Annotated in this window: 27 protein-coding genes and 1 pseudogene; 23 read left to right on the top strand and 5 right to left on the bottom strand. The window is 39.5% G+C overall.

What is annotated here, in order from left to right; all coding sequences use genetic code 11:
• Nucleotides 1–191: 191 nt before the first annotated feature.
• The 4 genes from lipA to DS885_RS01085 form a co-directional block, all read right to left on the bottom strand.
• Nucleotides 192–1160: a lipoyl synthase gene (gene lipA, locus DS885_RS01100; protein ID WP_113817563.1), complete on the bottom strand. Its 969-nt coding sequence runs from the start codon at nt 1158–1160 to the stop codon at nt 192–194.
• The gene (gene lipB, locus DS885_RS01095; RefSeq protein WP_113817562.1) at nt 1150–1803 is read right to left on the bottom strand and encodes a lipoyl(octanoyl) transferase LipB; all 654 of its coding nucleotides are present in this window, start codon (nt 1801–1803) and stop codon (nt 1150–1152) included. The genes lipA and lipB overlap by 11 nt, the downstream gene beginning before the upstream one ends.
• 9 nt (nt 1804–1812) lie before the next feature.
• Nucleotides 1813–2082: a DUF493 family protein YbeD gene (ybeD, locus tag DS885_RS01090; RefSeq protein WP_113817561.1), complete on the bottom strand. Its 270-nt coding sequence runs from the start codon at nt 2080–2082 to the stop codon at nt 1813–1815.
• Between the two features lie 106 nt (nt 2083–2188).
• Nucleotides 2189–3346 carry a D-alanyl-D-alanine carboxypeptidase family protein gene (locus DS885_RS01085; protein WP_113817560.1) on the bottom strand — a complete coding sequence of 386 codons (1158 nt, stop codon included), beginning with the start codon at nt 3344–3346 and terminating at the stop codon, nt 2189–2191.
• A 435-nt stretch (nt 3347–3781) separates the two neighbouring features.
• Here DS885_RS01085 and DS885_RS01080 point away from each other — a divergent pair, with 435 nt between their 5' ends.
• The 18 genes from DS885_RS01080 to flhB all read left to right on the top strand — a co-directional run bounded on the left by DS885_RS01080 (nt 3782) and on the right by flhB (nt 19737).
• On the top strand, nt 3782–4120 hold the full coding sequence (locus tag DS885_RS01080) for a P-II family nitrogen regulator (protein WP_113817559.1): 339 nt from the start codon (nt 3782–3784) through the stop codon (nt 4118–4120).
• A gap of 33 nt (nt 4121–4153) precedes the next feature.
• Entirely contained in the window at nt 4154–5371 is a 1218-nt protein-coding gene (locus tag DS885_RS01075; protein ID WP_113817558.1) for an ammonium transporter, read from the top strand.
• 194 nt (nt 5372–5565) lie between these two features.
• Complete coding sequence (locus tag DS885_RS01070) at nt 5566–6144, top strand: hypothetical protein (RefSeq protein WP_258546811.1); 579 nt, start codon at nt 5566–5568, stop codon at nt 6142–6144.
• 192 nt (nt 6145–6336) lie between these two features.
• Nucleotides 6337–6663, top strand: a complete 327-nt coding sequence (fliE, locus tag DS885_RS01065) for a flagellar hook-basal body complex protein FliE (RefSeq protein ID WP_113817556.1) — start codon at nt 6337–6339, stop codon at nt 6661–6663.
• Between the two features lie 41 nt (nt 6664–6704).
• Nucleotides 6705–8414: a flagellar basal-body MS-ring/collar protein FliF gene (fliF, locus tag DS885_RS01060; protein WP_113817555.1), complete on the top strand. Its 1710-nt coding sequence runs from the start codon at nt 6705–6707 to the stop codon at nt 8412–8414.
• Nucleotides 8407–9456 carry a flagellar motor switch protein FliG gene (gene fliG / locus DS885_RS01055; RefSeq protein WP_113817554.1) on the top strand — a complete coding sequence of 350 codons (1050 nt, stop codon included), beginning with the start codon at nt 8407–8409 and terminating at the stop codon, nt 9454–9456. Before fliF ends, fliG begins: the two co-directional genes overlap by 8 nt.
• Nucleotides 9457–9495: 39 nt before the next feature.
• Nucleotides 9496–10479: a flagellar assembly protein FliH gene (gene fliH / locus DS885_RS01050; protein WP_113817553.1), complete on the top strand. Its 984-nt coding sequence runs from the start codon at nt 9496–9498 to the stop codon at nt 10477–10479.
• On the top strand, nt 10472–11803 hold the full coding sequence (gene fliI / locus DS885_RS01045; RefSeq protein WP_113817552.1) for a flagellar protein export ATPase FliI: 1332 nt from the start codon (nt 10472–10474) through the stop codon (nt 11801–11803). Before fliH ends, fliI begins: the two co-directional genes overlap by 8 nt.
• Nucleotides 11804–11814: 11 nt before the next feature.
• On the top strand, nt 11815–12273 hold the full coding sequence (gene fliJ / locus DS885_RS01040; protein WP_113817551.1) for a flagellar export protein FliJ: 459 nt from the start codon (nt 11815–11817) through the stop codon (nt 12271–12273).
• A gap of 53 nt (nt 12274–12326) precedes the next feature.
• Nucleotides 12327–14270, top strand: a complete 1944-nt coding sequence (locus DS885_RS01035) for a flagellar hook-length control protein FliK (protein ID WP_113817550.1) — start codon at nt 12327–12329, stop codon at nt 14268–14270.
• Between the two features lie 105 nt (nt 14271–14375).
• Nucleotides 14376–14879, top strand: coding sequence for a flagellar basal body-associated FliL family protein (locus DS885_RS01030; protein ID WP_113817549.1), 504 nt, complete (start codon nt 14376–14378; stop codon nt 14877–14879).
• A 16-nt stretch (nt 14880–14895) separates the two neighbouring features.
• On the top strand, nt 14896–15912 hold the full coding sequence (gene fliM / locus DS885_RS01025; protein ID WP_113817548.1) for a flagellar motor switch protein FliM: 1017 nt from the start codon (nt 14896–14898) through the stop codon (nt 15910–15912).
• A 36-nt stretch (nt 15913–15948) separates the two neighbouring features.
• On the top strand, nt 15949–16341 hold the full coding sequence (fliN, locus tag DS885_RS01020) for a flagellar motor switch protein FliN (RefSeq protein ID WP_113817547.1): 393 nt from the start codon (nt 15949–15951) through the stop codon (nt 16339–16341).
• Complete coding sequence (gene fliO / locus DS885_RS01015; RefSeq protein ID WP_258546810.1) at nt 16338–16763, top strand: flagellar biosynthetic protein FliO; 426 nt, start codon at nt 16338–16340, stop codon at nt 16761–16763. The genes fliN and fliO overlap by 4 nt, the downstream gene beginning before the upstream one ends.
• Complete coding sequence (gene fliP / locus DS885_RS01010; RefSeq protein WP_113817546.1) at nt 16756–17499, top strand: flagellar type III secretion system pore protein FliP; 744 nt, start codon at nt 16756–16758, stop codon at nt 17497–17499. Before fliO ends, fliP begins: the two co-directional genes overlap by 8 nt.
• Nucleotides 17500–17507: 8 nt before the next feature.
• Nucleotides 17508–17777, top strand: a complete 270-nt coding sequence (fliQ, locus tag DS885_RS01005) for a flagellar biosynthesis protein FliQ (RefSeq protein ID WP_113817545.1) — start codon at nt 17508–17510, stop codon at nt 17775–17777.
• A complete protein-coding gene (fliR, locus tag DS885_RS01000; protein WP_113817544.1) occupies nt 17777–18568 on the top strand; it encodes a flagellar biosynthetic protein FliR in 792 nt (263 codons plus the stop codon). Before fliQ ends, fliR begins: the two co-directional genes overlap by 1 nt.
• A 29-nt stretch (nt 18569–18597) precedes the next feature.
• Complete coding sequence (gene flhB, locus DS885_RS00995; protein WP_113817543.1) at nt 18598–19737, top strand: flagellar biosynthesis protein FlhB; 1140 nt, start codon at nt 18598–18600, stop codon at nt 19735–19737.
• A 224-nt stretch (nt 19738–19961) separates the two neighbouring features.
• Here flhB and DS885_RS17690 read toward each other — a convergent pair whose 3' ends face one another.
• Complete coding sequence (locus DS885_RS17690) at nt 19962–20090, bottom strand: hypothetical protein (RefSeq protein ID WP_258546809.1); 129 nt, start codon at nt 20088–20090, stop codon at nt 19962–19964.
• Here DS885_RS17690 and flhA point away from each other — a divergent pair.
• The 5 genes and pseudogenes from flhA to DS885_RS00970 form a co-directional block, all read left to right on the top strand.
• Nucleotides 20044–22095, top strand: coding sequence for a flagellar biosynthesis protein FlhA (gene flhA / locus DS885_RS00990; RefSeq protein WP_258546819.1), 2052 nt, complete (start codon nt 20044–20046; stop codon nt 22093–22095). The two genes, DS885_RS17690 and flhA, sit on opposite strands and share 47 nt — an antisense overlap.
• Before the next feature lie 12 nt (nt 22096–22107).
• Nucleotides 22108–23559 (top strand): flagellar biosynthesis protein FlhF, encoded by a 1452-nt coding sequence (gene flhF, locus DS885_RS00985; protein ID WP_113817541.1) that lies wholly within the window; start codon nt 22108–22110, stop codon nt 23557–23559.
• A 59-nt stretch (nt 23560–23618) separates the two neighbouring features.
• Nucleotides 23619–24491: a MinD/ParA family protein gene (locus tag DS885_RS00980; RefSeq protein WP_113817540.1), complete on the top strand. Its 873-nt coding sequence runs from the start codon at nt 23619–23621 to the stop codon at nt 24489–24491.
• Nucleotides 24492–24531: 40 nt separating this feature from the next.
• The gene (locus DS885_RS00975) at nt 24532–25242 is read left to right on the top strand and encodes an RNA polymerase sigma factor FliA (protein WP_113817539.1); all 711 of its coding nucleotides are present in this window, start codon (nt 24532–24534) and stop codon (nt 25240–25242) included.
• 158 nt (nt 25243–25400) lie between these two features.
• Nucleotides 25401–25504 (top strand): annotated as a pseudogene (locus tag DS885_RS00970) (response regulator); the annotation flags it as partial.

The following is a 25504-nucleotide window of genomic DNA, read 5'->3' as shown; positions in this document are numbered from 1 at the left end:
TAATCATCTGTCGGGGAATGAATGAAAAGATATTCATTCTTTAATGGCTGTTCCCTTTACGAAATTTACGACGAAGAAATAAACTATTTTAACAAGTAAAATAGATCTGTTAATTAGTATGATTGGCATTAGTCTAGGATCAAAAAAGCCAGCTTAGTTGCTGGCTTTTTATTACGAGTGATAAAGTCAGTTTATTTAACTTCTTTACCTGATGCTTGTAAATCTGCATGGTATGAAGAACGTACTAATGGGCCACAAGCAGCATGTTCAAAGCCGACTGACTTAGCCATTTCACCTAGTGCATCAAACTCTGCTGGTGGAACATAACGCTCTACGGCAAGATGTTGTAAGCTAGGCTGTAAGTATTGGCCAAGTGTTAACATGGTTACGCCATGGTCAGCAAGATCTCGAATTACTGTTTCAATCTGTTCGTTACTTTCACCTAAGCCCATCATAACACCAGATTTAGTAGGTACAGTAGGGTGCTGCTCTTTAAACTTCTTAAGTAGCTGTAATGACCATTTGTAATCAGCACCTGGACGAACTTGCTTGTACAAGTGCGGCGCAGTTTCTAAGTTATGGTTAAATACATCCGGTACATCTTTTTCAAAACAAGCTAATGCTTTATCCATACGGCCTTTAAAGTCAGGTACTAATATTTCAATCTTAATACTTGGATTTAATAAACGGATTTCACGAATACAATCAGCAAAGTGTTGTGCGCCACCATCGCGTAAGTCATCACGGTCAACAGAGGTAATTACAACGTATTTCAACTTCATATCTTTGATGGTTTCTGCCAGTTTTTTTGGCTCATCTTTATCAACAGCTAAAGGCTTACCATGACCAACATCACAGAATGGACAACGACGAGTACAGATATCACCTAGAATCATGAAGGTCGCTGTACCGTGGTTGAAACACTCATTTAAGTTAGGGCATGAAGCTTCTTCACATACAGAGTGTAATTTATTTTTACGTAATGCCGCTTTAATTTCACTAACACGGGTATTATCAGCAGCCAATTTAATCTTCATCCAAGACGGTTTTTTTAACACAGTGGCTTTGTCTGAAGGAATAACTTTAATTGGAATGTGAGACATTTTATCTGCATCGCGCAGTTTGTTGCCCGCGGTTAATTGGCTTGGCTTAGTGTTCATTAATAAAACTCTCTATCTGTGTGTAGTGTAAACTTTGATTCAATTTTTCAATCAATAATGGTGATAACTCAGCCACTGACGCGCTAATACCTAAGTCGCGACATTGAGTCATCTCTAATCCTGCATAACCACATGGGTTAATTTGTAAAAAAGGCTTGAGATCCATATCTACATTTAAGGCTAGCCCGTGAAATGAGCAACCTTTTCGGATCTTTAGTCCTAATGAAGCAATTTTTTTTCCATCAACATAAACACCTGGTGCATCAGGTTTGGCAATCGCAATGACATTATAATCAGCGAGAAGGTCGATGATCGCCTGTTCTATGATACTGACTAAACTACGTACGTTGAAGTCTTTACGACGAATGTTGATCAGTAAGTAGGCAATTAATTGTCCTGGTGCATGGTGAGTTATTTGTCCGCCACGGTCACTTTTAACCACCGGAATATCCGAGGTTCTTAGCAAGTGCTCAGCTTTACCTGCAAGCCCTTGTGTAAATACCGGTGTATGCTCTACTAACCAAATTTCATCGGTTGTATCTTGATCGCGTTGTTCAGTAAAATCACTCATTGCTTGCCACGTTTCTTGGTAGGGTTTAACCCCTAAGTAACGAATGATTAATTTATCTTGAATGGCTGTCATATTGTTGGCTTATAAAATGTAACGTACAAGATCGAGTTTATTTAAAGCACTATAAATATCTTCAATTTGCTCTTTACTATTCACAATCACTGGAATTGCTAATGAATGGTAAGTACCTTTAGAGCTTGGTTTAACTGTAGGTGCATAATCACCTGGTACAATTTGTTGAATAACAGACACTACATCTGGAATAAGTTGTGGGTCAGCAAGGCCCATTACTTTAAATGAAAAGCTACATGGAAAGTCGAGTAATTCATCAAATTTAGTATTCAATGCCATGATTGGTTCCTGAACAAGTTAGATATTAGAAAGTGAGGACAAGCCTCACTTTTAGTTATTGGGGTAATGTTATACCTGTATGTGAATGGTATATATGGGGACTATTTTAACCAAACCAACCAATAAATAGTAATTTTATGTAATCAATAATACGGCTGAAAATACCACCTTCTTCAACGGTTTCTAAAGCGATTAAATCGTAACTTGCCACTGCTTCATCAGCTAGTGTGTAGTTAACTTGACCTACTATGTCACCTTTTTGAATTGGTGCACGTAATTCATTGTCGATTACAAAGTCAGCTTTTAGGTTTTGTGATTGGTTACGTGGCAAAGTTAATGGCGTATCAACTGGAACACCTAAGCGAATGTTTGCTTGTGTACCCATCCAAATACGTTCATTAGCTAGTTGGTCATTAGCTTTATAAGGAGTGATTGTTTCAAAGAAACGGAAACCCCAATTTAATAGCTTTTTACTTTCAACTTTACGGGCTTCATCAGAGCGAGTACCCATAACCACACTGATTAAACGCATGCCATCTTTAGTTGCAGAAGAGACTAAGCTGTAACCAGCTGCGCTAGTATGGCCAGTTTTCATGCCATCTACATTAAGGCTTTTATCCCATAATAAACCGTTACGGTTATATTGAACGATACCATTGTATTTAAATGATTTTTCGCTGTAGATTTTGTACTCATTTGGCACATCAGTGATGATTGCTTTCGCTAGAATAGCCATATCAGCAGCGGTTGTATGATGACCGTCTGCATGTAAACCATGACTGTTTACGAAGTGTGTATCATTCATGCCTAATTGCGCTGCCCACGAGTTCATTAGGTCAGCAAAAGCAGATTCACTACCTGCGATATGCTCAGCCATCGCCACACAAGCGTCATTACCTGATTGAATAATGATGCCTCGGTTTAAATCTTCAACGGTAACTTCTTTACCGACTTCGATAAACATTTTTGAAGAATCAGGGAAGTTTTTAGACCAAGCATTATTTGAGATGGTTACTTTATCCGTTAACTTTAAGTTACCTGATTTAAGCTCTTGACCGATAATATAGCTGGTCATCATCTTAGTTAGAGAAGCTGGCTCTAGCGTTTCAGTACTATTGTTTTCAGAAAGGACTTTCCCAGAATCAAAGTCGATCAATAGGTAGCCTTTGGCTGCGATTGATGGAGCTTTAGGAACAATCATTGGAGCGGCAAGCGCATTCATACTCAGTAAGAAAGTGATAAGCAGTAGGCTTATTTTTTTCATGTTACATACCTTCAAGGTTGTTAAGTCGAAAAATTGTTACGCACTATAGCAGATGAAGCTTTATTTGCTAAGGGCTAAGCAGGTTAGTTGGTTAATTAATTTTTATTTCATGGCCATTGATAGCAGAGAGATAAAGGATTAAATGCTAATAAAAGTTGCTTTCTAAGCAGTATAAATGAGCTTTTATGGGCATAAAGGATCATGACAATCAATCATTTACTAAGTTCATTAATTATTTTTGTGATAAATATTTCATCTGTTACATATCGGTGCATGGCACACTTAATTAACGCACTGTTATGGTGCGTTTTCGATATGTATTTAGTGGTGGTTCGTTCTTAAGTTGTTGTTAAATAATGGTTATTTTTTTCTGGCACGGTAGTTGTTAATAGAAGGCTATGAACAAACGTTTAATACACCTTAAAGGAATATATGATGAAAATGTTAACCGCAATTATTAAGCCATTTAAATTAGATGAAGTACGCGAAGCAGTCATGGGTATTGGTATCGCAGGTGTTACTGTTTCTGAAGTTAAAGGTTTCGGTCGTCAAAAAGGCCACACAGAATTATACCGTGGCGCAGAATACCAAGTTGATTTCTTACCTAAAGTGAAATTAGAAATTGCGGTTAAGGACGAAGATGTTGAGCGTTTAGTTGAGGCTATTATTAGCGCAGCTAATACAGGGAAAGTAGGTGATGGTAAGATTTTCATTCAGCCATTAGAGCAAGTTGTTCGTATTCGTACTGGCGAATTCGACGAAGAAGCACTTTAAACCACAAGTTTATATAAGTTAAGGATTACTATTATGGAAACAACAGTTACAGAACTAAGATTTGCGTTGGATACCTTTTATTTTTTAATATCAGGTGTGCTAGTTATGTGGATGGCAGCAGGTTTTGCCATGTTAGAAGCAGGTTTAGTTCGCTCTAAAAACACTACCGAAATTTTAACTAAAAACATCGTACTATATGCAATTGCATGTACTATGTTCCTATTAGTTGGTTACAACATTATGTATGTTGATAACAGCGCTGGTGGTTGGTTACCTTCTTTTGGTTCATTAATTGGTTCACCTTCTGAAGGTGCAGACCACTCTCTAGAATCTGATTTCTTCTTCCAAGTGGTATTCGTTGCAACAGCAATGTCTATCGTATCGGGTGCAGTAGCTGAACGTATGAAGCTATGGGCATTTTTAATCTTCTCAGTATTCCTAACAGGTTTCATCTACCCAATGGAAGGTTACTGGACTTGGGGCGGTGGTTTCCTAAGTGAAGCTGGTTTCAGTGACTTCGCTGGTTCTGGTATTGTTCACATGGCAGGTGCAGCAGCAGCATTAGCGGCAGTTGTTTTACTAGGTGCTCGTCGTGGTAAATACGGTAAAGATGGTAGTGTTCACCCAATTCCTGGTTCAAACATGCCACTTGCAACATTAGGTACATTCATCCTATGGATGGGTTGGTTTGGCTTTAATGGTGGTTCTCAACTACTTGTTTCTGATGCAGAAAATGCAACAGCAGTTGGTCAAATCTTCTTAAACACTAACGCAGCAGCAGCAACAGGTGCTATCGCAGCGTTATTAGTAAGTAAATTCAAATGGGGTAAAGCAGATTTAACTATGATTCTAAACGGCGCATTAGCTGGTTTAGTTGCAATCACTGCTGATCCACTATCTCCATCACCACTAGGTTCAGCACTTATCGGCTTAATTGCTGGTGTAATCGTTGTTTACAGCATTGTTGGTCTAGATAAATTAAAAATCGATGATCCAGTAGGTGCTATTTCTGTACACGGTGTGTGTGGTCTATTCGGTCTATTAGTTGTTCCAATGTCTAACGACGGTGCATCAGTTATGACTCAGCTTTACGGCGCAGCGGTTATCTTTGGATTTGTATTCATCGCATCATGGATCGTTTGGTCTATCATCAAAGTAACTATGGGTATCCGTGTTACTGCTGAGCAAGAAGATGCGGGTATGGATATGCACGATTGTGGTGTTGAAGCTTACCCTGAATTCAAAAGCTAATTAGTAAACATTCCAGCATCCTAAAAGATGCTAGATAAATATTAAGTAATTTAAATCCCCATTTTAAGTATTAAAATGGGGATTTTTTTATGTAAATAATTTATAAATAACTTAGACTGTAATGAAAAGGATGATTGTTATAGCAATCACATTAAGCAGTGTTTGCTGTTAATCTTTTAAATTAAGGAATGATGATGTTAAAAATAAAGTCTCTATTAAGCTTATCTACTATTGTGTTATTAACGGCATGTTCTTCGAATGAGCCGGTTCAAGAAACCGCTGTCGGTGACATTCCAGGATGGATTTTAAACCCTCAAATTGATGATGGTATTGCTGTATCTGAATGTGTTTTATGGTCAGGTAATATGTCGATCGATAAACAACAAGCGGTAGCTAATGCACGTACCTCTTTAGCACAACGAATTGAAACGCGTGTTAGTGCGATGGATAAAACATACCGTGATAAAATAGAAGCGGCGTCAGGTGTTGAATCAGGTACAACCTTCTCGAGTGTTTCTAAACAAGTAACCCAGCAAACGCTAGTGGGTACTAACCCAATTCAAACAGACATTGTGAATATTGCTGATAAAACCAACCTGTGTGTATTAGTAGGTATTGGCCAGCAATCTACGCAGGCTATTTTTGATCAACTGATCAGTGCATCTGAACGAACTGTTAATACTCAACAAAAAGATATTTTATACCAAGAGTTCAAAGCAGAGCGTGCTGATTTAGCTTTAGATAAAGAGATTGAAAAGCTAAACGCTGAATAGTTAATTATTATTAATGGCATTAAGGTAACTTAGTGCCATTACCTTTCCTCACCTGACTTCGTTATTTTTACTCACTTCTTATATTAATAATTTTTGCACCTTGTCTTTTCAATATAAATTAATACCTATTTTTAGTTAATGGCATAGTAATTGCTTTTTACAAGTATCAGTGTCAAAAATAGGCTAATCACAATGAATATTAATGCAGCATCAATGTTTAAAGAGTTACAAACACAAAGTGTAGAAGCAAAAGGCTTGAGCCGTGATCTAAACACTTCTTCTGTTAACCCTGCTCCTGCGGACTTTTCTGCCATGCTGAAGCAAGCTATTGAGAATGTTAATGGTTTGCAGCAAAACACTTCAGACTTACGTAACGGTTTCGAAATGGGTGATGAAAACGTCAGTTTGTCTGATGTGATGATTGCAGCGAATAAATCAAGCTTAGCCTTTGATGCCACAGTACAAGTGCGTAATAAAATGGTAGAAGCTTACAAAGAAGTAATGAGTATGCCTGTTTAATCAGTCTTTGTTTAAAGTAAATTAGTTAAAAAGGAAGTCCTGTGTCTGATTCAGCAAGCAACGCAAATTTATTGTTAGAAGGGAATGAAAGTGAGATTACAGCGCCAAAGAAAAGTGCTGTTTCATCATTCTTCTCTAACGTAGATGTATTACGACAAATTAGCATGATTATTGGCTTATTAATTGTGTTGGCGATTGTTGTGATCATCTGGTCATGGGGTAAAGAAGCTGAATACCGCCCGTTAGGGACTTACCAAACTGATGAACTTATCTCTACATTAGATTTTTTAGACCAACAGAAAATCCCCTACAAGTTAGAAGGTAATAACGTTTCAGTTATGTCCGATCAATATCAAAAAGTTAAATTGCTAATGACACGCGCAGGTTTAGCTAATGATGATGCGGACAACGGCGATGATATTTTATTACAAGATATGGGCTTTGGTGTAAGTCAACGTGTTGAAAAAGAAAGGTTAAAGCTAAGTCGTGAACGTCAATTAGCGCTTGCGATTAAAGAGATGAAAAACATCACTAATGCACAAGTATTATTAGCTATCCCTAAAGAGAGTGTGTTTGCTCGTAAAGAAAGACAAGCAAGTGCGACAGTTGTTGTAACTAGTGCACGTTCTTATGCGTTATCTGCGCAGGAAGTTGATTCCATTGTAGACCTGGTCGCTTCAGCTGTGCAGGGACTTTCACCTAATAATGTGACAGTAACAGACCAAAGAGGGCGTTTACTGCATTCAGGAAGTAGTACAGGTAGCTCTGCCCAAACTAGTAAAGAGTTTGCGATGCAGCGTGAAAGAGAAGATGAATATAAGTCAAAAATTGATGCTATTCTTATACCAGTATTAGGTATCGCCAACTATACTTCTGAAGTGGATTTAGTGATGGACTTCACCGTGGTAGAGGAAACGAAAAAAACCTTTAATCCCTCTAATCAGGCTGTACGTAGTGAAATGCTGATTGAAGATAAGTCATCATTAGGGGCGAATATTGGTTCTGTACCGGGTGCTTTATCAAATCAACCTCCTGCAAATGGTGCGATTCCTGAAGAGTTAGAGGAAGCAGCGGAAAATGCCAAGGCTGAAAATAATGGCTCTTCTCGTACAGAATCAACTCGTAACTATGAAGTAGATACCACCATTACGCATACTAAACATAAAGTGGGTAAAGTTGATAGATTAGCAGTATCAGTGGCATTGGATTACATTAAATCAACCAATGAAGCGGGTGAAGTCGTTTATACACCACGCAGTGCAGCAGAAGTAGAAAATATTAAACAGTTATTGTTGGGTGGTTTGGGGATCAATGTTGCACGTGGCGATATTTTGGCACTGGCTTCAGTCAGCTTTAATCGACCTGAATTACCTGTTGAACCAGAGCAAGCATTATGGGAAACAGAAACCTTCCAAGGTTACGTAAGATTTGGCGGTAGTTTATTTGTCATTATTTTGACTTTGCTATTAATCGTTCGTCCTATTATGAAAAAACTGTTATACCCAGAGTCGCTTGAAAGTGCGGAAGAGTATGAACTAGGTGGGGCGATTGGTTCAGTAGAGAATGATAATCTACAAATGCTATCTGATGATGATAATGAAAGCCTTGAGTTCGGAATGAGTAATGGTCAGTTTAAACTGCCAGATCTCCATAAAGATGAAGATCTATTAACAGCAGTAAGATCATTAGTGGCTAACGAGCCTGGTTTATCGGCACAAGTAATTAAAGAGTGGTTAATGGAAGATGAGTGAGAATGAAAACAACCAAGAAACAACAAAAGTCACTACCTATGACGTTACTCAATTAACGGGTGTTGAAAAGTCGGCTTTATTAATGTTGAGCTTAACGCCTGCCGATGCAGCGCAAATATTCAGAAATTTAGAGCCTAAACAAGTACAAAAGTTAGGTATGAAGATGGCTGCATTGGACGACTCTTCACAAGCTAAAGTGAGTGGTGTGCATCGCGCATTTATCGAAGATATTCAAAAATACAGTAATATTGGGTTAGATAGCGAAAACTTTGTTCGTTCATCACTGATTGAAGCACTGGGTGAAGATAAAGCCGGTAACTTAGTGGATCAAATTATTTTAGGCAGTGGTTCTAAAGGCCTTGATTCATTGAAATGGATGGACGCGCGTCAAGTTGCGAGTATCATTTTAAATGAGCATCCGCAGATTCAAACCATTGTTTTATCTTATTTAGATCCAGAGCAATCTGCTGAAATATTGACGCAATTCCCAGAGAAAGTGCGTTTAGACTTAATGATGCGTATTGCTGACTTAGAAGAGGTTCAACCAGCTGCGTTACAAGAACTAAACGAGATCATGGAGAAACAGTTTGCAGGTCAAGCTGGCGCACAAGCAGCGAAAATGGGTGGTGCTAAAGCAGCTGCTAACATTATGAACTACTTAGATACGGCTATTGAAGGTCCATTAATGGATTCATTACGTGAATCTGATGAAGATATGAGTCAACAAATTCAAGATCTTATGTTCGTATTTGATAACCTTATCGATGTTGATGACCGTGGTATTCAAACCCTATTACGTGAAGTGCCACCAGAGCAACTACAATTAGCTTTAAAAGGTGCCGATGAGTTGCTTAAGAATAAAGTATTAGCGAATATGTCTAAACGTGCAGCAGAGATGTTAGCCGATGACCTAGAAGCGATGGGACCTATCAGAATCAGCGAAGTTGAAGGAGCACAAAAAGAGATCCTTAATATTGCTCGTCGTTTATCTGATTCCGGTGAAATTATGCTAGGTGGCGGTGGCGGAGATGAGTTTTTATAATATCGCTCACTCACGTTAGCTGAAAAATAAGGTAAATGGATGGCTTCGAATAACGACAATGACAATGCATTCCAGAAATGGACAATACCTGACTTTGAACAGGATGTTGCATTAGGTGATGATGAAACAGATCTCTTTGGTCGTCCTGCGAACTGGTATCAAGAGAAGACTTCTGAACAGCAGGAAGCTAAAGAGGAAGGCCCAACGCCATTAACATTAGAAGATATTGAAGCGATTCGAGCCTCAGCCTATGAAGATGGTTTTAATGAAGGTAAGGAAGCCGGATTTAATCAAGGGCTTGAAGAGGGAAAACTAGAAGGGTTAAGTGAAGGGCACCAAGCGGGGCTTAAACAAGGCGTAGAAGAAGGCTTACAAGAAGGGCAAGTGAGGATAGATGCACAAACCTTACATTGGCAACAACTTGTGTCCCGTTTACATAAACCATTAGAAAAGTTAGATGAGCATGTTGAAGTACAGCTTATAACATTAGCAACACAGCTTGCCGAGCAAATGGTGCGTTGCGAAGTCACAGTTAACCCGCAAGTGGTTCTGCAAGCTTTAAAGCAGGGAGTTGAAGCGCTACCAGTTAGTGAGCAACATATTATCATCTGCTTAAACCCAGAAGACCTCCACTTTGTACAAGATGCTTTCTCTGAAAAAGAGTGTGAAAAGCGAGGTTGGGATCTTCGCGCTGAACCTGCTCTATTGCGTGGTGATTGCCAAATACAAACACAAACCTCAAGTGTCGATTACGCTTTTTCAACGCGTATTACACAAGTATTAAAGCATTTCCTTAAAGAAAACTATCAAAATACGCCAGAGGTCAGTAATGATGGTGAGTTACTCAACGAGCAACCATTAGATTATGAGATGCAAACCGAAGAGATGCTAAAAGAAGCAGCTGAAACAGTGACCGAGCAAGGTGATGATGAAGCTATCCAAGCAGAGGATGTAGAAGGATCAGAAGCGTCCATCGAAGACTCAATAGAAAGTAGTAACAGAGTAACTGACGTTAATGAATAGCTTAGCTCAGCGTATTAACCAATACCAAGTAGGCGACTCTATAATTCACCCAGTAGTGGCAGGTAAACTGGTGAGGGTTGTTGGTCTCACGCTAGAAGCGGTAGGGTGTAGTGCTGCAGTTGGCAGTATGTGTAAAGTTGAAACAAACGACGGTTATATCGATGCCGAAGTCGTTGGGTTTGCTGGTGAGCGTTTATTTTTAATGCCAAGTGAAAGATTAACCGGTGTGTTACCCGGTGCAAAAGTTATCCCACAAACTAAAGAAGTAGGCATTCCTGTTGGTATGGAATTATTAGGACGCGTACTGGATGGTATGGGTAATCCAATCGATGGCAAGGGTGATGTAAAAACCAGTACGATGAGTGGTTTTCAAAATACACGTATTAACCCGCTTTCTCGCAAAGCGATTAAATCCCCATTAGATACAGGTATCAAAGCGATTAACGCATTATTAACCGTTGGCCAAGGCCAGCGTATGGGGTTATTTGCTGGCTCAGGCGTTGGTAAAAGTGTGTTGTTAGGCATGATGACTCGCGGTACTAATGCGGATGTAGTAGTGGTTGGTTTGATTGGTGAGCGTGGCCGAGAAGTAAAAGAGTTTATTGAAGAGATATTAGGTGAAGAGGGAAGAGCGAGGGCGGTGGTTATTGCCGCCCCTGCCGATGCTTCACCATTAATGCGTTTAAAAGGTTGTGAAACGGCATTAACTATTGCCGAGTATTTTCGCGATCAAGGGTTAAATGTATTGCTATTAATGGATTCTTTAACGCGTTTTGCTCAGGCGCAACGTGAAATTGCATTAGCGATTGGTGAGCCACCAGCAACTAAGGGCTACCCGCCTTCTGTTTTTGCCAAGCTACCTGCATTGGTTGAGCGAGCCGGTAATGGCAATGATAATCAAGGATCTATTAGTGCTTTCTTTACCGTATTAACCGAAGGTGATGACCTACAAGACCCTATTGCCGATGCCTCTCGGGCTATTTTAGATGGACATATTGTACTATCTAGAAATTTAGCCGATGCCGGACATTTCCCCGCTATTGATGTCGCTAAATCGATTAGTCGAGTGATGCCAATGGTTACCTCTGACGAACATCAAACCCTAGCACGAGTACTAAAACAGGCTTATGCCTTGTATGAAGAAAACAAAGAACTGATTACGATAGGCGCATATTCACGCGGTAGTGACCCACGAATTGATAAAGCTATCCTAATTAAACCTAGATTGGATCACTTCTTGCAACAAGGTATGAAAGACAGTATCAGTTATAACGATTGTTTGACACAGCTTGCCGTTTTAACGCAGGAGTTTGTGAATAGTTAAAGGATTATATTATGTCCAACCATGCATTACAGCTTGTATATGAACAAAGAGAAAAACAAGTTGATCAAGCGTTGAAAGTTTATCAACAGGCTAAAAACGATCTTTTTGAGCAACGTAATCAATTACAGAACCTGCATCAATACCGTCGTCAGTATATTTCACAGCTAAGTGAAAAAGGATCTCAAGGTTTAACTATCTCTACACTTGGGAAATATCAGCAATTTATTGTGCAGATCGACCAAGGTTTAAGTAATCAGCAGTCTTCCCTTGTTAAGTATGAATATGCGGTACGTGAAGCAAAACGTAAGTGGACAGATAGTCAGATAGCTCATAAAGCAATGGGGTTATTACTAGAGAAAAAAGCCCTTGAGAAAAGTAAATTAGAAGATAAAAAAGAGCAGCAGTTATTAGACGAGTTTGCGACTTTTCAGTTTTTTAAAAACAAACAATCACAGCAAGAATACAACTAACCAGTAGCGACATTGCGTAATTGGCCAGTGTATTGATATAGAGAGAATGTTTTATGATGCAGCCTTTATTTTTAGCTGGAAATACAGCCAGCGATTTGAAAGCACATAAAGAGAGTGAAGTGACTGAGAACGGCTTATTGTCTTCTGAGCAGGGATCTTCGCTCAACAAACTGCGATTTTCTGAGTTATTAAACGATAAAATTGTTGCTGATAAAACCCCTACAGATAATGCGGCTAAGCTGCATGACGAATCTATAGAAAATCCAAGAGAAGTGCCAAATAATTTAATCAACGCTACGACTTCGTTAACAGAACAAAACCAAGAGATAGATCAAAATCAGCAACAACTGATGGTTAGCGATAGCCCTACGAATAAGGTTATTGGCCAAAACCTAGTTAATCAGCAGGAAAGCACTGTGGAAGTATTACCAACCACCACAAATGATAATGCTGAATTAACTTCTACTTATACGCAAGTAGTGGATCGCCAAGCTACTGAACAGTTATCCGAGCAACCTATTAATGCGTTAGAGCAACAACAAGCGGACATAAGCTTTTCTTCATTAAGCAGTACTAATGAACCGCTTGAGCAGACGGCTCCAGGTGATATAAATAGTGTTGATATGTTAGATGAATTGACGGATCCCAAAGCAGATACGCTTGATCCTGAAAGCGTGGTTGATTCTCAACTAGCTGCTGGTCATATCGATAATATACAAACCGTTGATCAAGGTGCTGCTTTTACTTTTGATAATATCCATGCGCAAAAAACAAAATCAGATACGTCTGACTCTGAAAGCGTGGTTAATTCTCAACTAGCTGCTGGTCATACCGATAATATACAAACCGTTGATCAAGGTGCTGCTTCTACTTTTGATAATATCCGTACACAAACAACAAAATCAGATACGCCTGAGCCCGAAAGCGTGGTTAATACTCAACTAGCAGCTGGTAATAGCGATAACATTCAAACTGTTGATCAAGGCGCTGCTTTTACTTTTGATAACTTCAATGCACAACCAACAAAATTAGATGCGAATTCAGTACAAAATGACACGGATTCGGAAATAGTGCTCAGTGACGCTAAAGGGCAAACAACAGCATCACAACAAGCTCAGCTATTATCCAGTATTCGAGATGCACAGCAGATCAATACCAATGTGCAAAGTAACAGCACAAGCAGCTTAGCAAATATGCAGCAAACTAACCTCAATACTACACAGGGTGAAAATCAAGTTGTAGTGGATGAGCTAGTACAAGGTAAACAAGGATCGTTGGAAAAAAATCAATTAGACAGTCCAATAAACCTAACTAATAAAACAACAGAATTAGTAGCAACTGAGCAAACTAGCTCCTTGGCTGAAGTACCTAGTGCAGAAGGGGAACAATCTGATTCTGAACATACACCTGCTACGTTGAAAGTAGAAGGGCTGGCTGCGGCTCAAACGATTACTGATGTAAATGGTGCCAAACCTATTCAAACCAATGCAATTCAATCCGATAAACTGGTCGCCGTTAATCAACAGATGCAAGCGACTAATCATCTATTACAGGAACCTTTGGATATTCAATCTAAACAAGCGGCTCACCTAATGGGCGAACGTGTGATGATGATGCTATCGGAAGGAAAACAAGAAGTACAAATTCGTTTAGATCCGGCTGAGTTAGGGTCTATGTTTATTAAGGTGCAAGTGCAGCAGGATCAAGTACAGTTAAGTATTCAGACTCAAGCGGGGTTAAGTAAAGACATTATTGAACAAAATATGCCGCGTTTAAGAGAGCAGTTAGCACAACAAGGGATCCAATTAAGTGAAGCGAATGTTGAGCAGCAGTCACAACAGTCGCAGCAACGTCAGCAATCTGGACAACAAGCATCATCAACCGTATTCAATGGCAATACTGCTGATAACCAAGATATGGTTGAAGATAATGGCACAGCAATTTGGGTGCCTTCAAAAATAGCCTCTAATGATCAAGGAATTGATTATTATGCATAATATTTTTTAAACATCACAAATTTACGACTAAATAACTATGAAAATCAGTGTATTATTTACCTAGTTTAGAAATGTTATCCACACTGATTATTTTAAGGAGTATTCATGGCAGAAGAAGATGCAGTATCAGGTGACGCACCTGCAGGGAAAAAGAAATTAATCATTATTATTGTTGCTGCCGTTTTGGTATTGATTATCGCTGCAGCTGCTGTTTTTTTTCTGTTCTTTAGCGGAGACCCAGAAAGTGAAGACGCAGCACAGCAAACACCTGTGGAAGAAGTGGAAAAATTAGAGGCTAATTATGTGCCTATGCCAAGGCCTTTAGTATTTAACCTAATGGAAGGCAGTCGCAATAGAACAGCACAAATTAAAGTACAGTTAATTGTCGATAATAAAGCTGATACAGTATTAGTACGTAAACATATTCCTTTATTAGAAAGCACCTTAGTGACAGTTTTTGGGCAAGCTTCAGTGGAGCAGCTAAGAAGTCCTCAGGGCAAAAATGAATTACGAATGACTGCGCTTGAAGAGCTTAATAAAGCGACCACTATGGTTGAGCAACGTGCGTTAATCCATACGGTATTATTTACCGGTTTTGTTTTACAGTAATAGATAAGGTTTAAGCATGGATTTATTATCTCAAGATGAAATTGACGCGCTATTACATGGTGTTGATGATGTCGATGAGGACAATGGTGATAACGATGATATGGACACGGGTGATACCCATGCCCATTTTGACTTTTCATCCCAGGACAGAATTGTCCGTGGTCGTATGCCAACCTTGGAATTGGTTAACGAGCGCTTTGCTCGACACTTAAGAATTAGCTTATTTAACATGTTGCGTCACACCGCTGAAGTGTCTATCAATGGTGTACAGATGCTCAAATTTGGTGAGTATATTCATACCTTATTTGTTCCAACCAGTTTAAATATGGTACGTTTTCGTCCCTTAAAAGGTACCGGTTTGATTACTATGGAAGCACGTTTAGTGTTTATCCTAGTTGAAAACTTTTTTGGCGGGGACGGACGTTACCACGCCAAAATTGAAGGTCGAGAATTTACACCAACCGAGCGCCGTATTATTCAAATGTTATTAAAAATAATTTTTGAGGATTACCATAACGCTTGGGCGCCGGTCATGGATGCCGAGTTTGAATACCTTGATTCAGAAGTGAATCCTGCGATGGCCAATATCGTCAGCCCAACGGAAGTGATTGTGGTTAATTCATTCCATATTGAGCTAGATGGTGGTGGTGGTGACTTCCATATTGCTATGCCTTATTCCATGTTAGAGCCTATTCGTGAGCTATTGGATGCAGGTGTACAAAGTGATAAAGAAGACACCGACCAACGTTGGTCGCAAGCGCTTCAAGATGAAATCATGGATGTGGAAGTAGGGATTGATGCTAGTGTGGTGGAAAAAGAGTTGTCATTGCGTGAAATCATGCATTTAAAAACAGGTGATATTATTCCCGTTGACCTACCGGAAAGCTTATTAGTGTCAGTGGAAGGTTTGCCAAGTTATAGAGCAACCTTAGGTAAAGCAAATGAAAATTATGCTTTAAAAATTACCGAAAAAATTAGTCGACCTGAAATTCAAAAAACACAAATTCATTTAGAAGATTTAAGAGACAAATAGCAATCGTATTGTGAATGCAATAATAGGAAGTAAATAATGAGTACAGAACAAGATATGGCTGATGATTGGGCTGCCGCATTAGAAGAATCTGAAAAAGCGAGCTCAGAGGCTAAAAGTATTGATTTAGATGAGCTGAAAGATACTAAGAAACCAATGAGTGATGAGGAGCTAGAGCGTTTAGATAGTATTCTCGATATCCCTGTGACTATTTCCATGGAAGTAGGGCGCAGCAAAATCAATATACGTAACTTGTTACAACTTAACCAAGGTTCAGTGGTTGAGTTAGAACGAATCGCTGGCGAACCATTGGATGTGTTGGTAAACGGCACCTTGATTGCCCATGGTGAAGTAGTGGTCGTGAACGATAAATTTGGTATTCGCTTAACCGATGTGATTAGCCAAACTGAACGTATTAAAAAATTAAAATGAAGCCACTCATTGCGATAATGCAGGTTGCTGCAGTAACAGTCAGCTTACCTGCCGTGGCGTTAGAAGAGACAAGTAAGCGACCAGAGTTAGCGATCGGTACCATGTTGGGGTCACTGATTTTGGTACTGGCTTGTATCTTCTTATTTGCATTTTTGATGAAAAAAAGCAATTTGATCCGTCATGGTGGTCAACATAGTCCAATTAAAGTGATTTCCACACAAGCTTTAACCAATAAAAGCCGTGTACAAATTATAGAGGTGCGTGGTAAACAATATTTGTTAGGGGTAAGTGAGCACTCAGTGAATTTACTGGACCAATTAGAACCCGTTGAGGAAGAAACCACTGATATCCCTGAAAATCCATCATTCAAAGCTGCATTTGCTACCGTGCTATCCAAAGTAGGAAAGAAAAATAATGAATAAGCTACTCTGGTTATTAGTCTCAAGTCTAATAATGTTTGTGCCACAAGTATTAGCAGACCCTACTGCCTTATCGGCGGTGACAGTGACAACTAGCCCTGCAGGTGATCAGGAATACAGCGTTACCCTGCAAGTTTTAGCTTTTATGACGGCATTGAGCTTTCTTCCAGCTATGCTGATACTAATGACCTCTTTTACCCGTATCGTGGTGGTGATGTCGATTCTTCGTCAAGCATTAGGATTGCAAAGCTCTCCCTCTAATCAGGTGATTAATGGTATTGCGTTGTTTTTGACCTTTTTTATCATGGCGCCGGTGTTTGACCGCATCAATGAAACAGCGTTACAACCTTATCTCAATGAAGAGATGACCATTGTGCAAGCATTGGAGGAAGGTAAGAAGCCGATGATGAAGTTTATGTTGTCGCAAACGCGTTTAAAAGACCTTGAAATGTTTATGGAAATTGCGGATGTACAAGTGGATACACCGGAAGAGGTGCCAATTACGGTATTGATTCCTGCCTTTGTCACCAGTGAATTAAAAACCGCCTTTCAAATTGGTTTTATGTTGTTTATTCCTTTTTTGATTATTGACTTAGTGGTGGCCAGTATCTTGATGGCGATGGGTATGATGATGTTATCGCCTATGATTATTTCCTTACCCTTTAAGTTGATGTTATTTGTATTAGTGGATGGCTGGAATTTAGTCATGGGCAGTTTAGCTAATAGTTTCGGGTTGTAGGGAGACTTATGGAACCGGAAGTTTTTGTTAATATTTTTAGACAAGCGCTATGGTTGGTATTGATCCTTGTTTCTGCAGTGATCATTCCTAGCTTATTAGTGGGCTTAGTGGTGGCTATCTTCCAAGCGGCGACCTCTATTAACGAACAAACCTTAAGCTTTTTACCTCGTCTTATTATGACCTTAGTGGCGTTAGCCTTTGGTGCACATTGGGGGTTTGGTAAATTAATGGAATTCTTTGTGTCCATGATTGATCAGATCCCGCAAGTGGTTGGCTAATGGTTTTCTCGGCGGATCTTATTTTAGATCTGATTGCCAGTTATCTATGGGCATTCAGCCGTATTGCCGCCATGATGATGGTGATGGTTGCCATTGGCTCTAATACTTTACCGACACGTATTCGCTTATTTTATGCCTTAACCATTACATTAATCGCCTTACCTGCTATCCCTGCTGGCCCTGATAATATTGAGCTGTTTTCATTAAATAGTTTTATTGTAGTGATGCAACAAGTATTGATTGGCGTTGCTATTGGTACTATTTCCGTTTTTGTTGTCCAAACCTTTGTTATTGCTGGCCAGATCATCGCTATGCAAACCAGTTTAGGTTTTGCCTCCATGGCCGACCCTTTAAGTGGTGAAAGCTCTCCTGTGGTAGGTCAGTTCTATGTTTTATTAGTGACCTTGCTGTTTTTAGGCGTGGATGGGCACCTATTGATGATTGAAATGATCATTAAGAGTTTTACGACTTTACCTGTTTCGGAAAGTGGTTTGTTAGCATTAGATTATTATCATGTGGCGGATTGGCTTTCTACTATGTTTCACGCGGCTTTAGCTTTTTCGATTGCCTCTATGGTGGCGATGTTATTGGTTAATTTATCCTTTGGTATCATGACTAAAGCAGCACCACAGCTAAACATTTTCAGTTTAGGTTTTTCCATTAGTATGGTATTTGGTTTATTTGTACTATGGTTAACTTTATTAAATGTGCCTATGCACTTTGAAAATCAATGGACAGAAGGGGTTACAAGTATGTGTGAAATGCTTAATAACCCTTGTGCTCCACCTTAGTATTTTATTGGATATTAATAGGCTAAGACATGGCTGAAAATGAAAGCGGTACGGAGAAATCCGAACAGGCCACCCCCGATAAAATCCGGAAGTCTAAAGAAAAGGGGCAGGTGGCCCGCTCTAAAGAACTTGCAACCGCGTCGGTGCTAATTGCTGCTGCGTTATCAATGTTTGTATTTGGTGATAGGCTCGCTTATGAATTATCTGTGATGATGAAGCGTGCATTTACCTTTGAACGTGCTGATATCTATTCGCCTGATCATATGTGGCATGCGCTGGTGGAAGGCGTGAGTGGTTTAGGCTTGCCTGTTTTCCTTATTCTTCTGATGTTATTTGTTATTTCTGTCCTTGGTAGTTCTCTATTAGGTGGCATGCTATTTAGTACTAAAGCCATGATGCCTAAATTTAGCCGAATGAGTCCTAAAGCTGGTTTTAAACGCATGTTTGGAATGCAAGCATGGGTTGAGTTGATTAAGTCAATTTTAAAAGTCACCGTGGTTATGTGTGTTGCTTGGGCTATTTTAGCAGCGACCTTTGAACATATTTTACATCTATCTGTTAGTCAATTACCCGGCAGTGCTTTTGAAGCCTTAGATATGCTGAGCTGGATGTTTCTATTATTGTGTTTGTCATTATTAGTGATTGTTGCCGTTGATGTGCCCTATCAAATATACAAGCATAATGACGAGTTAAAAATGACCAAACAAGAGGTCAAAGATGAATTCCGAAACTCAGAGGGTAAACCTGAAGTCAAACAACGTATTCGTCAATTACAATATGAGATGTCACAACGAACTATGATGGGCGATATTCCCGATGCCGATGTGATTGTGACCAACCCGACCCATTATTCAGTGGCGCTTAAGTACGATAAAGAGGGCGACCGACCTCCTTATGTTGTTGCAAAAGGTGTTGACTTTATGGCCCTGAAAATTCGTGAAGTAGCGCGAGAGCATGAGGTGCCTGTGATGCAATCACCACAATTGTGTCGTGCGGTTTATCATACTACCGAAATCGGTGATGATATTCCTGAAGAGTTATTTATTGCGATCGCTAAGATATTAGCTTACATCTACCAATTGGAACAGTTTAGAAAAGGTAAATCAGGTCGACCAAAAGCTTTACCTAATGACATTCCTGTGCCAGATGATTTCCTCTACCCGAACTAAGTCTTATCTGCCCCTCTTTTATCGAAGTACTTTTCCACTTTCTTTATTAATTGGTATTCTATTTGCTTATGACTAAGATGAAGATAATTATTTGACACTTTAATAATAAGATTAACGTGTATTTAGTCATTATTTATCACATTGAAGCGTGCTTATCTTGTATACAGAGCATCCACCACTTTTAATATCTAAATTAGTTGGTTAGAGTAACCCCTATTGGATATTTAGTATTCGTTAACATTTTTCTTTTTAGGTGACACTATTAACGCAATCTTCACATCACTTTGGTCTAAACGAGCAACTTTACTGGGTGGCTTAGGGACACCAATTCTAGTACTTGCGACATTAGGCATGGTGATCTTACCTATGCCGGTATTGCTATTAGATATTCTATTCACCTTTAATATCGCTTTAGCATTAATAGTCTTATTGGTCTCTATCTATACTAAGCGTCCGCTAGATTTTGCTGCTTTCCCGACCGTGCTATTAATCGCGACCTTATTGCGTTTAGCACTTAATGTGGCATCAACCCGTGTTGTGTTATTAGAAGGTCATGAAGGCGGTAACGCTGCTGGTAACGTGATTGAAGCGTTTGGTTCAGTGGTGATCGGCGGTAATTTGGCGGTGGGCCTGATTGTTTTTATCATTTTAATGATCATTAACTTTGTTGTGGTGACTAAAGGTGCAGGGCGAATTTCAGAGGTAAGTGCTCGTTTTACATTGGATGCAATGCCTGGTAAACAAATGGCCATTGATGCCGATTTAAATGCTGGGTTAATTGACCAAGATCAGGCGCGTTTACGCCGTGAAGAGGTCACCATGGAAGCCGATTTTTATGGCTCAATGGACGGTGCAAGTAAGTTTGTTAAAGGTGATGCAATCGCCGGTATTATGATTTTATTTATTAATATCATTGGCGGTTTTATCATAGGTATGGCGCAATATGATCTGCCTCTGTCTGAGGCTGCAGAGATCTACACCTTATTGACCATAGGTGATGGTTTAGTTGCACAAATCCCTTCTCTATTATTATCCATTGCAGCTGCGATCACGGTAACCCGTGAAAATACCGAAGCAGATATGGGTAATCGAATGCTGGGTCAGATGTTTAATGATCCAAAAGCATTAATGATCACTGCCGGTATTTTACTGGTTATGGGGATCGTACCGGGCATGCCACACCTCGCTTTTCTGACTTTAGGTGGCGTTGCTGCTGGTGGTGCTTATTGGCAGTTAAAGCGTTTGAAAACTCAGGAAGAAACCGCTTTGGCTTTACAAAAGAGTGGCGCGGCTAATGAAGCCGGTGCAGCCGAAGTCAAAGAGTTAGGTTGGGATGATGTGCGCAGTGTTGATACTATCGGCTTAGAGGTTGGTTACCGCTTGATTCCATTAGTAGATAAATCTCAGGGTGGACAGTTATTAGATCGCATTAAAGGGGTACGTAAAAAACTATCTCAACAGATGGGGTTCTTAATTCCACCTGTACATATTCGCGACAATTTAGATTTGTCACCTAACCATTACTCTATTTCATTAATGGGTGTAGGCTGTGGTCATGCTGATATTTATCATGATAAAGATATGGCAATTAATCCAGGGCAAGTGTTTGGGCCTATTGAAGGCATTACCGGGATTGATCCGGCCTTTGGATTAGAGGCTGTTTGGATAGATGAAGCGCAGCGTGAGCAAGCCCAAGCCTTAGGGTATACAGTCGTTGATACTGCTACTGTAGTTGCCACTCATTTAAGTCAGATCTTAAGTAATAATGCGGCGCAGTTATTAGGTCATGAAGAAGCGCAAAGTTTATTAGATATGTTAGCTAAAAAGCATCCTAAACTTGTTGAAGGCTTAGTACCGGAAGTACTGTCATTAAGTACGGTAGTAAAAGTGTTGCAAGGATTGTTAAATGAGAATGTCGCGATTCGTGATATTCGCTCTATTGTACAGACCTTGGTTGATTATGGTCCACGTAGCCAAGATGCCGAAGTTTTGACAGCAGCGTGCCGTATTTCACTAAAACGCATGATAGTCCAAGAAATTATTGGCAATGAGCCGGAAATCCCTGTTATAACCTTGTCTTCAGAGTTGGAACAAATACTGCATAAGTCTATACAAGCAGGTGGTGCTGACGGGGCGGGAATTGAGCCTGGTTTAGCAGAGCGTATTCAGAATTCACTGATTGAAGTTGCACAGCAACAAGAGTTAGTAGGACAACCGGCGGTATTATTAACATCAGGAGTGTTACGTGGCACATTAGCGCGTTTTGTTAAAAATACTATTCCGAGTTTGCATATACTCTCTTATCAGGAAATTCCGGATGATAAGCAAATTAAAATAATTAGCTCAGTTGGGCAATAATGGTTGTAATCAATGAAAATTAAACGATTTTTTGCAAAAGACATGCGTACTGCAATGGTGGAAGTGAAGGAAGTATTAGGTCCTGAAGCTGTGATCATGTCGAATAAAAAAGTAGTGGGTGGCATTGAAATAGTCGCAGCGGTTGATTACCAGTCTCAGGCACCCGAGCCTAAATCTGATAAAGCGGATAGCTTGTCACAACTGAAAGATGATAATGTTCAGCTATCTTCAAAAGGGGCTGAAAAAAGCGCGCCTAAAATTAAGTTACCTAATAGCATTCGCAGTAACCGTAAAGAGAGCGGTGAAGACTTTGCAAAATCATTAAACTCATTTTTTGGTAAGGTTAATGCGCAGCAAAACAAAAAGCCTGCGCCTAAGAAGCGTCAAGAGCCGCCAGCTTTCTCTTTCCATGAAGAGTTGGAAAAAGAGAATGCGAGATCCGTTCCAACACAGCCACCTACATTAGCAGAACAACAAAATTGGCATCGCCAAGAGCCACGCCAAGGCTCAATCAAACAAGCTGCTTCAGCTAACCGTGCACAAGATAACAAAGGCATGGCAAAAATAAGCGAAGAAGTTGCTTCGTTACGTAAGCTTTTAGAGCATCAAGTATCCGGTTTAATGTGGCAAGAGATGGAGCGTAAAGAGCCGGTTCGAGCGATGATCATTAAATGGTTAAATAGTGCTGGATTTTCCGATGAAATTGCCGATAACTTAGCGAGTTATGTACCTGAAGACGCTTCTTCTAGTGAAGTTCAGCAATATATCCAAGCATTGTTACAAGATAAAATCTTTATCGGACAAAATGAAATCTTGTTAAAAGGTGGTGCGATTGCTTTATTAGGTCCGACGGGCGTGGGGAAAACCACCACAATCGCTAAGCTTGCAGCACAATTTGCGATTAAATATGGTCCAGAGCAAGTTGCTTTGATCACCACTGATACATACCGTATTGGCGCACATGAACAGTTAGCCACTTACGGTAAAATCATGGGTTGTGCTGTGCGAGTTGCTAAAGATGCGGATGAATTATCGCAAATTTTATATCAGTTCAGAGAAAAGCGTTTAGTGTTAATTGATACTGCTGGTATGGGGCAACGCGATGTTCGCCTGTCAGAACAATTAGAAACATTAATGAGTAGCAGTGGCGTAAATATTAAAAGCTATTTAGTGGTTCCTTCAACGGCACAACGTCGAGTGGTTGAAGAAGCATTACAGCACTTTAAACGTATTCCATTATCGGGTTGTATCTTAACTAAAATTGATGAAAGTCTAGGATTAGGTGAAGTATTAAGTGTGACAATGAAACATGCATTACCTATTAGTTACATCACCACAGGGCAACGTGTTCCCGAAGATATTGAAATTGCAAAAGTAGAAAGTTTAATTAGTGATACATTAACAATGATGGAAAACCAACAACAAGAAGAGTCGCATCAATGGTATAGCAATACAGACGATTAATTTCGGTGTTATAGTAGTTAGTGTGTTGGTTTAATTAATTTAAATAATGAGTAAGTAAGATGATGGCAGATCAAGCAAGCGGGTTAAGACGAATGACAAATCACCAAGTAAAAGTTATTGCAGTCACTGGCGGTAAAGGTGGCGTAGGCAAAACAAATGTAACGCTTAATATGGCTGTATCGCTTGCAAAAATGGGTAAGCGAGTAATGATACTTGATGCCGATTTAGGGTTAGCAAATGTCGATGTATTATTAGGGATTCGAGTCATTAAAAACCTATCTCATGTGTTATCTGGTGAATGTTCCTTAGATGAAGTGATTGTACATGGCCCTGAAGGGGTGATGATTATTCCAGCGACCTCTGGTACACAATCAATGGTGGAATTAACGGATGTAGAGCATGCAGGTTTAATCCAAGCTTTTAGCTCCCTACAAACACCTATCGATATTTTATTAATAGATACTGCTGCCGGTATTTCTAATATGGTAGTGAGTTTTGCACAAGCAGCGCAAGACGTATTAATGGTGGTATGTGATGAACCAACATCGATCACCGATGCTTATGCCTTGATTAAAATATTAAGTAAGCAAAATGGCGTGTATCGCTTCAAGATTGTTGCCAACATGGTACGCAGTTTACGTGAAGGGCAAGACCTATTTACTAAGCTGACTCGAGTTACCGATCGTTTCTTAGATGCATCGTTAGAGTTAGTTGCTTGTATTCCCTTTGATGGCAATGTACGTCAAGCAGTGAGAAAACAAAAAACCGTGGTGGATGCTTTTCCTAAAACACCAGCGTCATTAGCATTTAAAGCATTAGCAAATCGTGCCAGTGATTGGCCTATTCCACATCAGCCAGGTGGGCATCTAGAATTTTTCATTGAGAAGTTATTATTAAACGATAACGATGAAAGTATTAAAGAACTTTTATAAATGGCAGATATAGATAATAACCAAGCGGGAATATTTATAAGTGATTAAAGCGCAGGGATATCAATCTGATACAACTGACTTGATTGGTCGTCATTCAGAGTTAGTACAAAAAATTGCATACCATCTAATGGCCAGATTACCTGCCAATGTACTTGTCGATGATTTAGTACAGTCAGGCATGATCGGTTTATTAGAAGCGGCGCGTAATTTTGATGCAACTAAAGGTGCAAGCTTTGAAACATTCGCCGGTATTCGTATTCGAGGTGCGATGTTAGATGACCTGCGTAAAGGCGATTGGGTACCACGTTCGGTACATAAAAATAGCCGCACTATCGCAACGGCCATTGATGAAGTGGAAAAGCAGACCGGAGAAAGCGCTACTGAAGTAGAAGTCGCTAAGCATTTACAGGTTACTCTGAGTGAATATCAGAAAATGCTGCAGGATGTTAATTGTGCCAAATTAGTCGCTTATGAAGATTTACCTAATCCAAATGATATGTTTGCACAAAGCAGTGCAACGGCGGATAGCACCTTTGATGATGTGGCTGAAAATCAATTTACGCAGCAGTTAGCTGAAATGATAGAGGCACTACCACAAAGAGAAGCCTTGGTGTTATCACTGTACTACGATGAAGAGTTAAATTTAAAAGAGATAGGGTTAATTCTAGAGGTGAGTGAGTCACGTGTTAGCCAAATTCTTAGCCAAGCGTTACATAAACTGAAATCTAAAGTTAATTCTGCTAATATTTAACTATTAATGGGTAGTTATTGGCAATGGATTTTGGTGATAATGGCCCGCAGTATGTTAGTTAGTTAAAGATAATTAACAAAAATAGTGTATTTTTTTCAATTTTTATCTATATATACATATATATAGTAATAGGTAGATTGTTGTTCTAGGGGAATATTTTGAATAAAGAAATGAAGGTTTTGATTGTTGATGATTTCTCAACAATGAGAAGAATAATTAAAAACTTATTAAGGGTTTTAGGTTTCACTAATACCTATGAAGC

It is taken from the genome of Psychromonas sp. B3M02, assembly GCF_003318165.1.
GTDB lineage: Bacteria > Pseudomonadota > Gammaproteobacteria > Enterobacterales > Psychromonadaceae > Psychromonas.
The sequence above is the reverse complement of the archived record's forward strand: the minus strand, read 5'-3'. Positions and strand labels throughout refer to the sequence as shown.

Coding starts and splice junctions, on each gene's coding strand:
- lipA (WP_113817563.1), bottom strand. CDS start 1,160: ATGAACACTAAGCCAAGCCAATTAACCGCGGGCAACAAACTGCGCGAT.
- lipB (WP_113817562.1), bottom strand. CDS start 1,803: ATGACAGCCATTCAAGATAAATTAATCATTCGTTACTTAGGGGTTAAA.
- ybeD (WP_113817561.1), bottom strand. CDS start 2,082: ATGGCATTGAATACTAAATTTGATGAATTACTCGACTTTCCATGTAGC.
- DS885_RS01085 (WP_113817560.1), bottom strand. CDS start 3,346: ATGAAAAAAATAAGCCTACTGCTTATCACTTTCTTACTGAGTATGAAT.
- DS885_RS01080 (WP_113817559.1), top strand. CDS start 3,782: ATGAAAATGTTAACCGCAATTATTAAGCCATTTAAATTAGATGAAGTA.
- DS885_RS01075 (WP_113817558.1), top strand. CDS start 4,154: ATGGAAACAACAGTTACAGAACTAAGATTTGCGTTGGATACCTTTTAT.
- DS885_RS01070 (WP_258546811.1), top strand. CDS start 5,566: ATGTTAAAAATAAAGTCTCTATTAAGCTTATCTACTATTGTGTTATTA.
- fliE (WP_113817556.1), top strand. CDS start 6,337: ATGAATATTAATGCAGCATCAATGTTTAAAGAGTTACAAACACAAAGT.
- fliG (WP_113817554.1), top strand. CDS start 8,407: ATGAGTGAGAATGAAAACAACCAAGAAACAACAAAAGTCACTACCTAT.
- fliH (WP_113817553.1), top strand. CDS start 9,496: ATGGCTTCGAATAACGACAATGACAATGCATTCCAGAAATGGACAATA.
- fliI (WP_113817552.1), top strand. CDS start 10,472: ATGAATAGCTTAGCTCAGCGTATTAACCAATACCAAGTAGGCGACTCT.
- fliJ (WP_113817551.1), top strand. CDS start 11,815: ATGTCCAACCATGCATTACAGCTTGTATATGAACAAAGAGAAAAACAA.
- DS885_RS01035 (WP_113817550.1), top strand. CDS start 12,327: ATGATGCAGCCTTTATTTTTAGCTGGAAATACAGCCAGCGATTTGAAA.
- DS885_RS01030 (WP_113817549.1), top strand. CDS start 14,376: ATGGCAGAAGAAGATGCAGTATCAGGTGACGCACCTGCAGGGAAAAAG.
- fliM (WP_113817548.1), top strand. CDS start 14,896: ATGGATTTATTATCTCAAGATGAAATTGACGCGCTATTACATGGTGTT.
- fliN (WP_113817547.1), top strand. CDS start 15,949: ATGAGTACAGAACAAGATATGGCTGATGATTGGGCTGCCGCATTAGAA.
- fliO (WP_258546810.1), top strand. CDS start 16,338: ATGAAGCCACTCATTGCGATAATGCAGGTTGCTGCAGTAACAGTCAGC.
- fliP (WP_113817546.1), top strand. CDS start 16,756: ATGAATAAGCTACTCTGGTTATTAGTCTCAAGTCTAATAATGTTTGTG.
- fliQ (WP_113817545.1), top strand. CDS start 17,508: ATGGAACCGGAAGTTTTTGTTAATATTTTTAGACAAGCGCTATGGTTG.
- fliR (WP_113817544.1), top strand. CDS start 17,777: ATGGTTTTCTCGGCGGATCTTATTTTAGATCTGATTGCCAGTTATCTA.
- flhB (WP_113817543.1), top strand. CDS start 18,598: ATGGCTGAAAATGAAAGCGGTACGGAGAAATCCGAACAGGCCACCCCC.
- DS885_RS17690 (WP_258546809.1), bottom strand. CDS start 20,090: ATGCCTAATGTCGCAAGTACTAGAATTGGTGTCCCTAAGCCACCCAGT.
- flhF (WP_113817541.1), top strand. CDS start 22,108: ATGAAAATTAAACGATTTTTTGCAAAAGACATGCGTACTGCAATGGTG.
- DS885_RS00980 (WP_113817540.1), top strand. CDS start 23,619: ATGATGGCAGATCAAGCAAGCGGGTTAAGACGAATGACAAATCACCAA.